The 15,671-nt window shown below is 31.1% G+C and carries 12 protein-coding genes and 1 pseudogene; 6 read left to right on the top strand and 7 right to left on the bottom strand.

Annotated elements, in window-relative coordinates; translation table 11 throughout:
* Positions 1 to 12 precede the first annotated feature (12 nt).
* Entirely contained in the window at positions 13 to 1,770 is a 1,758-nt protein-coding gene (gene pyk, locus SAMSHR1132_RS08085; protein WP_001232659.1) for a pyruvate kinase, read from the top strand.
* A 447-nt stretch (positions 1,771 to 2,217) separates the two neighbouring features.
* Here the strand turns inward: pyk and SAMSHR1132_RS08080 are convergent, their stop codons facing one another.
* Positions 2,218 to 3,579 (bottom strand): amino acid permease, encoded by a 1,362-nt coding sequence (locus SAMSHR1132_RS08080; RefSeq protein WP_000818536.1) that lies wholly within the window; start codon positions 3,577 to 3,579, stop codon positions 2,218 to 2,220.
* A gap of 347 nt (positions 3,580 to 3,926) precedes the next feature.
* On the opposite strand from SAMSHR1132_RS08080, the gene SAMSHR1132_RS08075 reads away from it, so the two are divergent.
* The 5 genes and pseudogenes from SAMSHR1132_RS08075 to SAMSHR1132_RS08055 form a co-directional block, all read left to right on the top strand.
* Positions 3,927 to 5,048 carry a citrate synthase gene (locus SAMSHR1132_RS08075; RefSeq protein ID WP_000829163.1) on the top strand — a complete coding sequence of 374 codons (1,122 nt, stop codon included), beginning with the start codon at positions 3,927 to 3,929 and terminating at the stop codon, positions 5,046 to 5,048.
* Positions 5,049 to 5,096: 48 nt separating this feature from the next.
* On the top strand, positions 5,097 to 6,365 hold the full coding sequence (gene icd / locus SAMSHR1132_RS08070; RefSeq protein ID WP_000123159.1) for an NADP-dependent isocitrate dehydrogenase: 1,269 nt from the start codon (positions 5,097 to 5,099) through the stop codon (positions 6,363 to 6,365).
* Positions 6,366 to 6,609: 244 nt separating this feature from the next.
* Positions 6,610 to 7,311 carry a response regulator transcription factor gene (locus SAMSHR1132_RS08065; RefSeq protein ID WP_000080027.1) on the top strand — a complete coding sequence of 234 codons (702 nt, stop codon included), beginning with the start codon at positions 6,610 to 6,612 and terminating at the stop codon, positions 7,309 to 7,311.
* 2 nt (positions 7,312 to 7,313) lie between these two features.
* Positions 7,314 to 8,975 (top strand): two-component system histidine kinase PnpS, encoded by a 1,662-nt coding sequence (pnpS, locus tag SAMSHR1132_RS08060; RefSeq protein ID WP_096001343.1) that lies wholly within the window; start codon positions 7,314 to 7,316, stop codon positions 8,973 to 8,975.
* A 529-nt stretch (positions 8,976 to 9,504) separates the two neighbouring features.
* Positions 9,505 to 10,455: pseudogene (locus tag SAMSHR1132_RS08055) on the top strand (hypothetical protein); the annotation flags it as partial.
* A gap of 205 nt (positions 10,456 to 10,660) precedes the next feature.
* Here the strand turns inward: SAMSHR1132_RS08055 and SAMSHR1132_RS08050 are convergent.
* From SAMSHR1132_RS08050 to SAMSHR1132_RS08025, 6 genes are all read right to left on the bottom strand, one after another.
* Complete coding sequence (locus SAMSHR1132_RS08050) at positions 10,661 to 11,149, bottom strand: IS30 family transposase (RefSeq protein WP_164022204.1); 489 nt, start codon at positions 11,147 to 11,149, stop codon at positions 10,661 to 10,663.
* Positions 11,150 to 11,177: 28 nt separating this feature from the next.
* The gene (locus tag SAMSHR1132_RS08045) at positions 11,178 to 11,681 is read right to left on the bottom strand and encodes a transposase (protein WP_000746375.1); all 504 of its coding nucleotides are present in this window, start codon (positions 11,679 to 11,681) and stop codon (positions 11,178 to 11,180) included.
* 108 nt (positions 11,682 to 11,789) lie between these two features.
* Complete coding sequence (locus SAMSHR1132_RS08040; protein ID WP_001255377.1) at positions 11,790 to 12,131, bottom strand: cystatin-like fold lipoprotein; 342 nt, start codon at positions 12,129 to 12,131, stop codon at positions 11,790 to 11,792.
* A gap of 55 nt (positions 12,132 to 12,186) precedes the next feature.
* Positions 12,187 to 12,777, bottom strand: coding sequence for a hypothetical protein (locus SAMSHR1132_RS08035; RefSeq protein ID WP_000810443.1), 591 nt, complete (start codon positions 12,775 to 12,777; stop codon positions 12,187 to 12,189).
* A 6-nt stretch (positions 12,778 to 12,783) separates the two neighbouring features.
* Positions 12,784 to 13,830, bottom strand: coding sequence for a CHAP domain-containing protein (locus SAMSHR1132_RS08030; protein ID WP_000247474.1), 1,047 nt, complete (start codon positions 13,828 to 13,830; stop codon positions 12,784 to 12,786).
* A complete protein-coding gene (locus SAMSHR1132_RS08025; RefSeq protein WP_000681159.1) occupies positions 13,820 to 15,667 on the bottom strand; it encodes a CD3337/EF1877 family mobilome membrane protein in 1,848 nt (615 codons plus the stop codon). Before SAMSHR1132_RS08025 ends, SAMSHR1132_RS08030 begins: the two co-directional genes overlap by 11 nt.
* Between the last annotated feature and the right edge of the window lie 4 nt (positions 15,668 to 15,671).

Raw genomic sequence — 15,671 nt, 5'->3', positions numbered from 1 at the left:
AGGAATTATAAAATGAGAAAAACTAAAATTGTATGTACAATTGGACCAGCTTCAGAATCAGAAGAAATGATTGAAAAATTAATCAATGCTGGTATGAACGTAGCACGATTAAACTTTTCACATGGTAGTCATGAAGAACACAAAGGTAGAATTGATACAATTCGTAAAGTAGCTAAACGCTTAGATAAAATTGTAGCAATTTTATTAGATACGAAAGGTCCAGAAATTCGTACGCATAATATGAAAGACGGTATCATTGAACTTGAGCGTGGTAACGAAGTTATCGTTAGCATGAATGAAGTTGAAGGAACACCTGAAAAGTTCTCAGTAACATATGAAAACTTAATTAACGATGTTCAAGTAGGTTCATACATTTTACTTGATGATGGTTTAATTGAATTACAAGTTAAAGATATTGATCATGACAAAAAAGAAGTAAAATGTGACATTTTAAACTCAGGTGAACTTAAAAACAAAAAAGGTGTTAACTTACCTGGAGTAAGAGTTAGCTTACCTGGTATTACTGAAAAAGATGCTGAAGATATTCGTTTCGGTATTAAAGAAAATGTAGACTTTATCGCAGCAAGTTTTGTACGTCGTCCTAGTGATGTTTTAGAAATTCGTGAAATCTTAGAAGAACAAAATGCTAATATTTCAGTATTCCCTAAAATTGAAAACCAAGAAGGTATTGATAATATTGCAGAAATTCTTGAAGTATCTGATGGTTTGATGGTTGCTCGTGGAGACATGGGTGTTGAAATCCCACCTGAAAAAGTGCCAATGGTTCAAAAAGACTTAATCAGACAATGTAACAAATTAGGTAAACCAGTAATTACTGCAACTCAAATGTTAGATTCTATGCAACGTAATCCTCGTGCTACACGTGCCGAAGCAAGTGACGTTGCCAATGCTATCTATGATGGTACAGATGCAGTTATGTTATCTGGTGAAACTGCAGCTGGTTTATACCCAGAAGAAGCTGTTAAAACAATGAGAAATATTGCTGTATCAGCTGAAGCTGCTCAAGACTACAAAAAATTATTATCAGATCGTACAAAATTAGTTGAAACTTCATTAGTGAATGCAATTGGTATTTCAGTTGCGCACACAGCTTTAAACTTAAATGTTAAAGCTATCGTGGCAGCTACTGAAAGTGGTTCAACAGCACGTACAATTTCTAAATACCGTCCACATTCAGATATCATTGCAGTAACGCCAAGTGAAGAAACTGCACGTCAATGTTCAATCGTATGGGGTGTGCAACCTGTAGTTAAAAAAGGACGTAAAAGTACGGATGCATTATTAAATAATGCAGTAGCTACAGCAGTTGAAACAGGCAGAGTATCAAATGGTGATTTAATCATTATTACTGCTGGTGTACCAACTGGTGAAACTGGAACAACTAATATGATGAAAATTCATTTAGTTGGCGATGAAATTGCTAGTGGACAAGGTATTGGACGTGGCTCTGTAGTAGGTACTACATTAGTTGCTGAAACAGTAAAAGACTTAGAAGGTAAAGATTTATCTGATAAAGTCATCGTTACAAACTCAATTGATGAAACATTTGTACCATATGTAGAAAAAGCTTTAGGCTTAATTACAGAAGAAAATGGCATCACTTCACCAAGTGCAATTGTTGGATTAGAAAAAGGAATTCCAACAGTTGTTGGCGTAGAAAAAGCTGTTAAAAACATAAATAATAACGTATTAGTTACGATTGATGCTGCTCAAGGTAAAATCTTTGAAGGTTATGCAAACGTACTATAATTCATAATTTAAAAAGTCTCTCCATTCATTTCAAATGGAGAGGCTTTTTTAGGTGTTTAAAAGTTAGGTGTTACATTTTTATTAAAATAATAGTAAGAAAATATTCTTCTGTCATATCATAAACCAATAGTGGTTTCTTAATTAATGATGGTATGTTTAGGGTATAATCATTTTTAAATTGTTTAATAAATTAGGCTAAAATAATAGGTTTATTGACAATGAAAAACAGGCAATTTCTATTAGAATTATTCGATAGTAAGTGTTTTTTGTATGATATATTAGATTTAATTTTACTAGTCAGCCCGCATTAAGTTTTATGTTAAGAGACTTTAATGAAAGTATTAGCCTGCATTAAGCGTTATATTTGTAGTTAATTCATAGTCGAATGATATAAATGTGCATAATAAAACCTCGTTGAATCAAAATCAACGAGGTTTTAATTTGGTATTAGTTATTCGTTTTAGCAGCGATACGTTTATATCTTAGGTACATAAACGCTAATAATATAAACCAAATAGGTATAAAGTATATCGCGCGTCGTGTTTCAACATTAATAAATAGTAATCCAAACACAAATATAAAGAAGATTAAAATTAAATAGCCCATGTATTTTCCGCCAAATAATTTATATGTTGCTTTTTTATGAAGGTCTGGATTTTTACGACTATAGTTGATATATGCAATGATAATCAATCCCCATACAACTAAGAATAATACAGTTGAGATTGTAGTTACATAAGTAAATACTTTTGTTGCGTCAGGGAAAATATAGTTTAATAATGCTGCTACTAGCAATAATGCAGATGATGCAAAAATTGCAATGTGTGGGACCCCATACTTATTTGTTTTAGAAAAGTTAGGTGGTGCCTGTTGTTGACTTGATAATCCATAAAGCATACGGCTATTTGAGAAAATACCACTGTTACATGATGAAGCAGCAGCAGTTAACACTACAAAATTGATTAGACCTGCAGCGAATGGAATACCAATTAACGCGAATAATTTAACGAAAGGACTGTTATCAGGGTCAACTTGTTGCCATGGAATAATTGACATGATAACTGCTAATGCACCAACATAGAATATTAAAATTCTAATAGGAACACTATTAATCGCTTTAGGAATCGTTTTAACTGGATCTTTTGTTTCACCTGCAGTAACACCAATCATTTCAATACCAACAAATGAGAACAATGCCATTTGGAATGACATAAAGAATCCAGATGCACCTTTAGGAAATACGCCATGTTCGTATAAGTTTGTAATACTAGCATGCCCAAATTGTGTTTTGAATGCGAATAAAATCATAAAGAAGCCAACAACGATTAAACCAATAATTGTCGCTATTTTAATGATAGAAAACCAAAATTCTAACTCTCCAAAAAGTTTCGCACTTAGTAAGTTAAATGACATTAACACTAATACACAAAATAGTGCACTTAACCAGTTTGGAATTTCTGGGAACCAAAAGCTCACATATTTAGCTACAGCTGTTACTTCAGCCATACCTGTGATAATCCAACAGAACCAATATGTCCAGCCTGTAACGAATCCTGCAAAAGGCCCGATGTATGTATTTGTTACATCTGCGAATGATTTAAATTCAGTGTTTTGAATTATAATTTCACCTAAACCTCGCATAAACATAAATAACATAAATCCAATAATGATATATGTTAGTAATATAGAAGGACCAGTCAATGCAATCGTTTGACCAGCACCTAGGAATAGGCCAGTACCAATCGCGCCACCGATAGCAATTAGTTGTATGTGGCGATTGCTAAGTTCCCTTTGTAATTTTTCAGCCATAAGACATCTCCCTTAAATATAGATATGTTTATTATGCACCTATATTAAGATATATACAATTATTTTTGGTAAAAATGTGTAAAATTCCATGTTAATATACTTTGGATTTTATAATCATATATAATAACCAATTGAAATTTTTATTTAATTAGAAAAAATGTTGATAAAGTGCAACCTGAAAAAGCTTATATGGTGCTATTTGTGGCTATTATGTGACATTTGCATAGATTTACAAAATAGTTGCTGCATATATAATGCCAGTTTTTATATTTCACAAACGAATAACGTTTAGCTATAATATTAGTTGAAAGCCATTTCATAAAGAAACAGTAAAGGGGAAATTTATCATGGCAGAATTACAAAGAGGTTTAGAAGGGGTTATCGCAGCGGAGACTAAAATAAGTTCAATTATTGATAGTCAATTAACTTATGCTGGCTATGATATTGATGATCTAGCTGAAAATGCGCAATTTGAAGAAGTAATTTTTCTTTTATGGAATTACAGATTGCCAAATAAAGAAGAGCTAGCTCATTTAAAGGGGAAATTAAATCAATACATGACATTAAATCCTCGTGTATATACACATTTTGAGGAGTATGTAACTGATCATGTGCATCCGATGACAGCATTACGTACGTCGCTATCATATATTGCTCATTTTGATCCGGATGCAGAGAACGAATCAGATGAAAATCGTTATGAAAGAGCAATGCGAATTCAAGCTAAAGTTGCTTCATTAGTTACAGCTTTTGCTAGAGTGAGACAAGACAAAGAGCCGCTTAAGCCAAATCCAGACTTAAGTTATGCAGCAAACTTCTTATATATGTTACGTGGGGAAATACCAACAGATATTGAAGTTGAGGCATTCAATAAAGCACTTATTTTACATGCTGATCATGAGTTGAACGCATCAGCATTTACAGCACGTTGTGCGGTATCATCATTATCAGATATGTATTCAGGAATTGTAGCTGCTGTAGGCTCACTAAAAGGTCCATTACATGGTGGCGCGAATGAACAAGTTATGACAATGTTGTCTGAAATTGGGTCAATCGATAATGTTGATAAATATTTAGATGAAAGATTTGCTAATAAAGAAAAAGTTATGGGATTTGGACATCGCGTATATAAAGATGGCGATCCTAGAGCAAAATACTTAAGAGAAATGAGCCGTCAAATTACGAAAGATGCTGGTCGTGAAGAATTATTTGAAATGTCAGTGAAAATGGAAAAGAGAATGGCTGAAGAAAAAGGCTTAATTCCTAATGTTGACTTTTATAGTGCAAGTGTTTATCACTGTATGGAAATACCACATGATTTATTCACACCAATCTTTGCAGTGAGTCGTTCTGCAGGATGGATTGCTCACATTTTAGAACAATACAAAGACAACAGAATTATGCGTCCTAGAGCAAAATATATTGGCGAAACTAATCGTAAATATATCCCGCTTGAAGAAAGAAATTAATCGAAACAAAATAAAAATGAAGATGTAAATTTTGGAGGTAAAATAACTATGACTGCAGAAAAAATTACTCAAGGAACTGAAGGATTAAACGTACCAAATGAACCAATTATTCCATTTATTATTGGTGATGGTATTGGACCAGATATTTGGGAGGCAGCAAGTCGTGTTATAGATGCCGCAGTTGACAAGGCATATAACGGTGAAAAACGTATTGAATGGAAAGAAGTATTAGCAGGTCAAAAAGCATTTGATAAAACTGGCGAATGGTTACCACAAGAAACACTTGACACAATTAAAGAATATTTAATAGCAGTTAAAGGGCCATTAACAACGCCAATCGGTGGGGGAATTAGATCATTAAATGTAGCATTACGCCAAGAGTTAGATTTATTTACTTGTTTAAGACCTGTACGTTGGTTTAAAGGGGTGCCTTCACCGGTTAAACGTCCTCAAGATGTTGATATGGTTATTTTCCGTGAAAATACTGAAGATATCTATGCTGGTATTGAATTTAAAGAAGGGACACCTGAGGTTAAAAAAGTAATTGACTTCTTGCAAAACGAAATGGGAGCTACGAATATTAGATTCCCAGAAACTTCAGGAATTGGTATTAAACCAGTTTCTAAAGAAGGAACAGAGCGTTTAGTTAGAGCAGCAATCCAATATGCGATTGATAATAATCGTAAATCAGTAACTTTAGTTCATAAAGGTAATATTATGAAATTTACTGAAGGTTCATTTAAACAATGGGGTTACGATTTAGCGCTAAACGAGTTTGGAGATAAAGTTTTCACATGGCAACAATATGATGAAATTGCTGAAAAAGAAGGTAAAGATGCTGCAAATGCTGCACAAGAAAAAGCTGAAAAAGAAGGCAAAATCATCATTAAAGACTCAATTGCTGATATCTTCTTACAACAAATTTTAACTCGCCCAGCTGAGCATGATGTTGTAGCGACAATGAATTTGAATGGTGATTATATTTCAGATGCATTAGCAGCACAAGTTGGTGGTATAGGTATTGCTCCAGGTGCAAATATTAATTATGAAACAGGTCATGCAATCTTTGAAGCAACTCATGGTACTGCACCAAAATATGCTGGCTTAAATAAAGTGAATCCATCTTCTGTTATTTTAAGTTCTGTACTAATGTTAGAACATTTAGGATGGCAAGAAGCGGCAGATAAGATTACAGATTCTATTGAAGATACTATTGCTTCAAAAGTTGTAACTTATGATTTTGCTCGATTAATGGATGGTGCTGAAGAAGTTTCAACTTCAGCTTTTGCAGATGAATTAATTAAAAATTTAAAATAAGACGATAAATGTAGGTGAGCCTGGCAAAATGAAATGCTAGGTTCACCTTTTTAATTACACATGGACAATATATAATGTCATACTTGGAAATGAATTTATATTAGAATTGTTAAGGAAGTAAGAAGTGAATGTTTGATTATATGTAAATCAATGTAAAAAATGTGTAAAGATAATGTGTAGGATGTTATTTTTATAAAAAGTTCGGTTATAATGTAAATATAATTATAAGTTAGGGAGGCATACTATGTCGCAAAAAGTGTTGGTAGTAGATGACGAACATTCAATCGTAACATTACTTAAATATAACTTAGAAACTGCTGGTTATGAAGTTGTTGTCGCATTCGATGGTGATGAAGCTTTAGAAAAGGTAGAAAATGAACAGCCGGATTTAATTATTTTAGATGTTATGTTACCTAAGAAAGATGGCATTGAAGTATGTAAGACAGTTAGAACGAATAAAAATTTAGTCCCTATATTAATGTTAACGGCAAAAAATGATGAATTTGACCGGGTCTTAGGATTAGAATTAGGTGCGGATGACTATATGACTAAACCTTTTTCACCTAGAGAAGTTGTTGCACGTGTGAAAGCTATTTTAAGACGTTCACAATTTGTAAAAGAAGTAGAAGAAATTGAAGATGATATTACTATCGGATCAATACGAATTAGACCAGATTATTTCGAAGTATATAAGCACAACGAGTTGTTGGAGCTAACTCCGAAAGAATTTGAATTATTACTTTATTTAATAGAAAGACAAGGTAGAGTTATTACGAGAGAGCACATGTTAAATACAGTATGGAATTATGAATTTGCTGGAGATTCAAGAATCGTTGATGTCCACATTAGTCATCTAAGAGATAAATTAGAAGATAATCCTAAGAAGCCACAACTTATTAAAACAGTACGTGGTTTAGGTTATAAATTAGAAAGACCAAAAGAATAATGATGAAGTTTCACCATCGCCTAATGTTGTTGATAAGCACAATTTTGATTATCAGCTTTGTCACATTAGGCATTATTATTCATGCTTCCATCACTTACGTTTTATCTGAAAAACATGAACAAGCTCTAACTACAGATGCAAGATCCTATATATATTTATTGCAAGATAATGAAATTAATAAACTTAAAAAGATTGTTAAGCAACAGAATGTTGATTTATTGATTACTAAAAATGATAAAATCGTTTTTAAAAGTGGTCATTTGAAAGCATCAAAGACAAAAGATAGTTATATTCAGAATAAAGATGTTTTTACATTTAATAAGAACGTTAACGATTATCATGTTTGGATTAAAGGATACAATAATGATATTTCTGATATGCATTGGACATTATGGAAATACCTAATTCTAACATGCTTAATAGTCCTTATTTGTCTATATTTTGCGAGTCGAAGTTTTAAACGAACATTAATCCGCCCGATTCAAGAGGTAACATATGCAACACAATTATTAGCAAATGGTTATTATCACATTCGTGTACCAGAAAGTAATGTTGTTGAGACTAAAGCGCTTTTTGTATCAACTAATGATTTAGCCAGACGCCTTCAAAAGTTAAATAATGAGCAAAAAATTCAATCCAATCGATTAAAAACGACAATTGAAAATATTCCAAGCGCAATTTTAATGATAGATCGAAATGGAAAAATTGTAGTAGCGAATAAAGCATATTATGAACAATTTAATATTTCGCATAATATTGAACAAATCAGCTACCATGGTTATGTAAATACAGAAATAGAACAGTTAATTTTAGAAAGTTTTAAAATTGAAAAACCTATATACGAACAATTAGAAGTATCAATTAATACAGTACATACCAAGTATTTTGATATTTCATGTGTGCCGATTTTAACAAGATCACAAAAAAGTTTACAGGGTATTCTTGTTGTTATGCATGATATTACAAATTTAAAACAACTTGAAAATTTAAGACGGGAATTTGTTGCAAATGTTTCTCATGAATTAAAGACGCCAATTACTTCAATTAAAGGTTTTGCAGAAACGCTAATTGATGGCGCTAAAAATGATTCGGAATCATTAGATATGTTTTTAAACATTATTTTAAAAGAATCAAACAGAATTGAATCTCTTGTAACAGATCTTTTAGACTTATCACATATCGAACAACATGCTGAGCTAGATACAGAATATATGAATTTATCAGATTTAACAAAGCGTATTATAAATAATATGATGACGCAAGCAAATCAAAAAAATATTAAAATTCATACAGACATACAAACAGATGTTATTGTAAAAGCTCAAGAAAGTAAAATCGCGCAAGTCATTACGAACTTGTTAACGAATGCGATTAACTATTCATTTGAAAATGGTGAAATAGACGTTCGAGTATATCGTGATGATTTCAACGTTGTTTTTGAAGTGCAAGATTTTGGTATTGGCATTAAGTCAGAGGATCAACAACGAATTTTTGAAAGGTTTTATAGAGTGGATAAGGCACGAAGTCGTGACTCAGGTGGAACAGGTCTGGGATTATCAATTACCAAGCATATCGTTGAAGCTTACCAAGGAAACATTGAAGTTAATAGTCAAGTTGGACAAGGTTCAACTTTTAAAGTTACTTTAAAAGATTATAAAGCATAGGCAATATAAAGGTAACAGCACGTGTTTTTGCACGTTGTTGTTACCTTTTTTCATTTTGTAATGTACTGAATAAATGAAAATAATCAAAAGTAGTAATGATGTATGAAGTCACTTTCAAGTGATTTTTCAGAGTATCTTTTAATTTTAATTATGAACCTTGAATGAATATTGAACACATTACGACACAATAGATTGTTGTGAATTAAGCAATTTTATAATATATTTATTATAATAAAGAAATTTTAGAAGCGGTCTAAAAATAGATGCTTATGTGAAAAAATGATAAGTTTTAATTGAACGAAAATAAAACTAAATTTTAATGTTTTAAAAATTAGGTATATAAATTCGCATATGTATTAAGACGAGGGGCGAATATTATATAGTGAAGATAAGTGAACTTAAATACCTCGTTTATCTAATTTGATTGAGAAAACATGAATAGGTGAAAATGATAACTAACTTTAAACAGTGATTTAATTTTTCAACCTACAAGTTGAGGAAAATTTAACTAGATTTGAGGATTAATAAAGTGAAAACAATTCAATTACACAAAACAACTATGATATTAATTGCGATATTATTGTTTTATACTTTTATGGGTATTTTATTACCACTCATGCACGATGATTTGCAATGGTTTAGCAATTACAATACTGATATTTTAAAAGTGGGATTTGCATCACTAAATGGCCGTTACATTGGAAATATTTTTGAAATAATAGCGGTCCATGTCAGCTGGTTGCGTTGGCTGTCATTTGGTCTAATAAGCACAGGTATCATTTGGATGATTATGCTTATTACACAATGTAAAGACTGGGCGAGTTATTATTTATTAGCATTTTCACTTATGTTAATTATACCAAGTACAATTTATGCTGATACGTATGGGTGGTTTGCTGGATTTTACAATTATGCAACGTCAACCCTAATATCTCTATATATAATTTATTATTGCATCAATGCAATTATATATAAGAAGAAACAACCTGTCGCTATTACCGTTTTATTTTATGTATTATGCTTTTTTGGACAGTTATTCATGGAAAATGTAACGCTATTTCATTGCTTAATTTTAATATTAGCATTTTTATATGATTTCACGGCGAATCGCATGCTTAACTATAAGTTATTGTTTTCATTTATGATTGCCACTATTGGTACAATTATTATGTTTTCGAATCCTAATTACCGTAAAATTTTATTCGAAGGTTCAGAATATCAACAAGTTTCTAATAATCAAGGCATATTTTCTAAATTTGCGGAAATGATATCCACATCACTCCCTTATGGTGTGATTTTTAGTCAGGTCATTATTTTATGCATTATTTCTGCAATGATTATATATCTTTTATTAAGAAGTGAGCGTTACTTACATTTAACTTTATTAAAACGCAGAATTATCATGATTGGTTTTATCACTTTACCTATATATTATTTACTGTTTTACAATCAATTTTTATTGAATGGCAGTGTGTCAATAGAAAAATGAGAATTTCTTAAATTTTTTTAATAAATATTACTAAAAGAGTACAGAAGAAGAAAAAGAAGCATTTTACTAGTAATATCTATCAAAAACCACAGATTTAAATAGTATGCTTCTTTTTAGATTATGCATTTTATATACAAAATTTATTCGTCCTGTCCTTCCGCGCTCATTGTAAACCATTCGCTTAGATTAACCTATATTAATTGACGGGTTCGTGCCTCACACAGTCATTTAATATAGGTTCACAATTTTGTGTGCTTACATGGTACTTTAGCATTTCCTCACTCGATTTATAGTCAAATATCATTCGAGGCCGTGCATTAATTTGTTTAACAGCTTCATCTAATGACTTTTGTGTTATATTTGCAAAATCCGTACCTTTAGGATAATACTGTCTTAAAAGTCCATTTGCATTTTCAATAGAACCACGTTGATATGGACAACCCAAATCACTAAAATAAATACTACAATTCAATTCATCTTCTATTTGTTCAAATAGAGCAAACTCCTTACCTCTATCCATAGTTATACTTTTGGGTAATAATGGTTTCATAATATTTATAATCTCATTACAAACTACATTGGATTTACGTGTATTTAATCTACTAGCATATAAATATCTTGTCTTTCTTTCAATAATAGTTAACAAGCAATATGTTGATGGTCTAACACTCCAAACAGTATCAATTTCATAATGTCCAAATTCTTCACGATTATTAATACTTTTTGAGCCGATACTTTATAACACGAGACCCTACGTCTAATTTGCCACGCTTTTCAGAAGACTTATTATATTTCTTGCCTGCTTGTCTCATATCACGTTTAACATCAACTTTTACCAATCCATTGCGAATATATCTATATATAGTAGGATAACTTATATAATACCCTGTATCTTTTTCAATTTGACTTGCTATCTGTCTAGGAGACCATTTTAATGAAAGTTTTTCTTCAATATATGCTTTTGTTTCATCATTCAAACGTCTACGTTTAGCAACCTGTTCATCTGAAATACTACGCGATTTTATAGCATCTTCCTCAGCTAATAAAGGATTATAAACACCATCAACAGAACGCTTATTTACTTCTCTATAAAGAACTGCATCATCACGACCTAAAATCTTAGAAATCTGAATGATGTTTAAACCATCATTTAAATACTTTGCGATAGCTAGACGTGTTTTATAGTCTAATTCTTTACGTTTTTTTCTTTTTTTCATGTATATCCTCCTTTACTTTTAAAAAGGTTATTTATAAAATAAGTTATAAGAGGATATATGTTCATCAACTCCCGATACCACCGCTAAAGCGTATAGGGAGTTGATTCTTTATTTTTTCATATTATTTTCTTCATAAACTGGTTTATGATTACTTTGATATTCTTTTTCGTTCATATCTTCAACTTTTACATATTTATCTGTTGTCTCATTTTTTTTATATAAACTTGTCCACACTGTACCATCTTTATCATAAACAAAAGAAATAGTTATAAATTTACCATCTTCATATACTTTAAAATCACTATTACTTTTTTCAGGCTTCTTAAAAGAAGACTCACTCATACTTTTTCTTTCAGAATTTAAAACTGCATCAATCTCTTTATCATATTTCTGACCACATGCAGATAATAATATAACTAATCCTAAAATTAATACAAACCATCGCCTCATGATAAATTCACTCCTTTTTACGTAAATTATATCATTGCTATCGTCTTGAAACAAACTAACGTCCTAGAGGTTTTAAATTGAAACGTTTTAAATTATCAATACGCCAACCTTCAGCTGTACGAACTAAATCCAATTGTGCAGATGTTTGACGATGTTCAATTTTATCATCTCCATCTGTTTCAATACGTTCGTCGAACTGAACAAAAACTTTATAACTATCTTTTTTAGGGTCATACGTATCAAAATAAACATGAATATCATTAACGGTTATATCATCATATAAATCATATTTATCTTTAGAATCCTTAAATAATGTATCGTAATAATCCTTTGTAACTAAAGGCTTTATTTGTGGTGCTTTTGATTTAAAAGAAGAATCTTTTTTCATTTCAAACATCTGTTTAACAAAATTTGAAGAAACTTCACGTATTTGCTTTTCTTCATCAGAAATAACTGTTTTTGATTGTCTCTTTACTAGTTTATTTAACTCTCCATTTTTATCTCTTAATATACGTTGTTCTTCCTGTAAATCTTCAATTTGATTTTGTTTCATTTTAACTTGTTGTTTAGGAATCTGATAACCAATTAAAACAGCACAAAATAATATTACTGTTACAAGAGTAAACATAATAATTTTTTGCTTCATTTATTTTCACTCCTTATCATGAATAAAACTATATCCATCAGTCATTTTCAATGTACGTTCATTAACTTTAAAAGCACCTTCCCAATTCATTTCTGTTATTCTAAATGTTTTACCACCATCACTTACACCAATAACAACAGCCACATGACCATAATGCCCATCATGACCGCCTGCACCTTGTTCAGCAATAAATAATGCACCAGGTTCCGGATTTTTATCAACTTTATAACCCTCAGCCTTAGCCCTATCATTCCATTTATGTGCATCATGCCAATAAGTTGATACAGGTTTACCCATTTTTTGACGCATACCGTATGCATACCAAGTACATTGACCAGCAGTGTATAAATTACCTTTTCCAGGGTCATCATTTGACCAATGTGGCAATTTACCATTAAACTTTATAGACTTTCCTTTACCATTACTACATGACGTTTTAGCTTCTGAACCGCCTAAATCTTTCATAATTTTTTCAACTGTTGGTATCCAACGGGCATTCATATTATTAGGGTCATTTGACGCACCAACAGGCGCATATTTGGGACCTATTTTTTTAGGAGTATCTAAACCTTTAGAAATATAAACATCATACAAATTTTTAGCTCCCGCATTAAGACCGTCTTCAATAGTTGGATATGTTGAATCATGAATCGATTTTGAACCCATAACAGACAAAGGATTATTTTGTCTTGTCGCATTTTCTCCTTTACCCCATTGTGATTCACTCGCAATAATAGCCATAAAAATATTCACAGGTACTTTATTTTTTTCTGCAATTTTCTGTATTTCTTTTCCTTTACCCTCTAATTTTCCACCTTTAGCATTTTCATTAAACTTATCAATACCATTTGCCGAAACATTACCGCCACTAACAGTACAACCAGCATCATCTTTATCTTTATTTGAATCAGGCGCTAACAAAAACATTACAATTACTGGAAATGTAAAAAAAGCCACCACACACAAAATGATGATGACTTTCGCTAATTTCAATTTAACACCTATTGGCGTTTTACCTATTACTTTTTTAGCAATATCTTTTTTATTTACCATACTTATTGATATCCTTTTGCTCTTTTAGACGGTCTTTTGACTGAGAATTACGTGTAATAGGTTGATTACGATTTCCAGATTGTCTACTTTGTTGATTCTGTGTCGCATTTTGTATTTGTCGTTTTTGAACATCAGTATCATAAGCAGTTTGAACTGACTTCTGTTCTTTACGATTTATTGAATGATTCTCATTATTTAATGGCTGATTAACCACTTGTGACGACCTTTGTATATCTTTTCGCTGTCTTGTTTCTCGTACTTGATGTTCTTGCTGTGATGCTTTTTGTGGTTGTTTAGAATAATTATTTGCATTTGATTCAACAGAAGCAGATTTTACATCGTTACCATTCATTGACTCTTGTTGTTCTCTTCGCTTATTACCATTTTTTTGATTATCTTTATTTATAAATAAAGGCATTGGTTTATCCTGCTGTCTTCTTCTTAAATCATTATCATTTTGAAGTGGTGGGGCGGGTTCATCTCTTTGATTTTCTCGTTTAGCTTTCTTATTTTGCGCTTGTTCATGACGAATCTTATTAAAACGTTCTTGTGTTCGATTCATCACACCAGCACCAATTGCACTAGGAGAAAAACTAATATTACCACGACTTACAAAATTGATAATTTGAGCCCGTTTTTTATACATTACAAACAATATTACAATTATAAATATTGAATTTAAAAAATAAGCATTTTGACTATCCGGTTCAATAAAACTATTTGCAAGCTTGATACACAAACCAACTATCACAAATAAGAATGTCATACAAGCACTTAAAATAATATAGCCTAACGTTTTTGCAAACGCAGAGAAAACAGATAATTCAAATCCTGGTATAAAACTCACTATCCAACTGAATACTAAAAATAAGAATAAAAATAAAGCAAATGTAGAAAAAATCAACTTCGCAAAACTAATTGATAAAAATACAATTGACATAAAAACAGTAATAATAAAGCCAATCACTGAAATAGCCAACTTTTGAAATACATAACCTTGCGTCATATATTTATTATCTTTTTTCTCAACCTCATTTTTTACAATTTTATCAATCTCATCTTGTCCTTTTTTTGAAAAATCTTGTTTTAAAATGTTATCAATACGGTCTTTACCTTTTGCTTTTATCTCTTTTTCGTCTACAGTTCCATAATTCATTACTAAATATGTTCTATATATCGTCATATCAAATAATTGATTACGTATATGATTCATACCTGAATTCTCATGAATATAATCAATATTCCCATCAATAGAAGATGTACTATTCATAATTATATTATTCAAATCCTTACCAATATTGTTTGTACCACGTATAATATTACCTGCATTCGCAAGTATACCAACACCAAAACCAATCAAACACATAATTAAAAACGCTCGCTTTAATGCTTCTCTTGCATTACCTTGTACACTAAAAATAATAAATGCGTTAAAGCAAACAATAATAAATAATGTTAATGCTAAATTACTCAATAACTTTTGATATATATCGCCAACAAAATCGCCGATTTTATCCGCAAAATCATTAATAACATCTAGTTGAAATAAATTTTCAATCGCATAATCTGTAACACCTGCTAAAATCTTAGTCATAGAAAAGAAAAAATCTGACACATTATTAATTTGTCGTGAAATTTCTTCTTGACCAAACGGATTCCAGTCGCCTTTTTCACTATATATTGAACGATAATGTGATAAATCATACTTTTCAATTTTTGGCTTAACTGCATGTGAGGGCTCTCCAACTGGATTAGAAACAGCGTAAGCACTCACAGATGTTAAAAGCAGAATAGGCAAAATTAAAAAGCATAAAAGATACACACTTTTATGCTTCATCAAA

Origin of the sequence: Staphylococcus argenteus (assembly GCF_000236925.1) — a bacterium.
Taxonomy (GTDB): Bacteria; Bacillota; Bacilli; order Staphylococcales; family Staphylococcaceae; genus Staphylococcus; species Staphylococcus argenteus.
Note: the sequence above shows the minus strand (reverse complement) of the source record. Positions and strands in the feature narration are given on the sequence as shown.

Excerpts from the sequence above, each read along its gene's own strand:
- SAMSHR1132_RS08045 (WP_000746375.1), bottom strand. The coding sequence starts at position 11,681 with ATGAAAAAAAGAAAAAAACGTAAAGAATTAGACTATAAAACACGTCTA.
- pyk (WP_001232659.1), top strand. The coding sequence starts at position 13 with ATGAGAAAAACTAAAATTGTATGTACAATTGGACCAGCTTCAGAATCA.
- SAMSHR1132_RS08065 (WP_000080027.1), top strand. The coding sequence starts at position 6,610 with ATGTCGCAAAAAGTGTTGGTAGTAGATGACGAACATTCAATCGTAACA.
- icd (WP_000123159.1), top strand. The coding sequence starts at position 5,097 with ATGACTGCAGAAAAAATTACTCAAGGAACTGAAGGATTAAACGTACCA.
- SAMSHR1132_RS08035 (WP_000810443.1), bottom strand. The coding sequence starts at position 12,777 with ATGAAGCAAAAAATTATTATGTTTACTCTTGTAACAGTAATATTATTT.
- SAMSHR1132_RS08080 (WP_000818536.1), bottom strand. The coding sequence starts at position 3,579 with ATGGCTGAAAAATTACAAAGGGAACTTAGCAATCGCCACATACAACTA.
- SAMSHR1132_RS08030 (WP_000247474.1), bottom strand. The coding sequence starts at position 13,830 with ATGGTAAATAAAAAAGATATTGCTAAAAAAGTAATAGGTAAAACGCCA.
- SAMSHR1132_RS08075 (WP_000829163.1), top strand. The coding sequence starts at position 3,927 with ATGGCAGAATTACAAAGAGGTTTAGAAGGGGTTATCGCAGCGGAGACT.
- SAMSHR1132_RS08025 (WP_000681159.1), bottom strand. The coding sequence starts at position 15,667 with ATGAAGCATAAAAGTGTGTATCTTTTATGCTTTTTAATTTTGCCTATT.
- pnpS (WP_096001343.1), top strand. The coding sequence starts at position 7,314 with ATGAAGTTTCACCATCGCCTAATGTTGTTGATAAGCACAATTTTGATT.
- SAMSHR1132_RS08040 (WP_001255377.1), bottom strand. The coding sequence starts at position 12,131 with ATGAGGCGATGGTTTGTATTAATTTTAGGATTAGTTATATTATTATCT.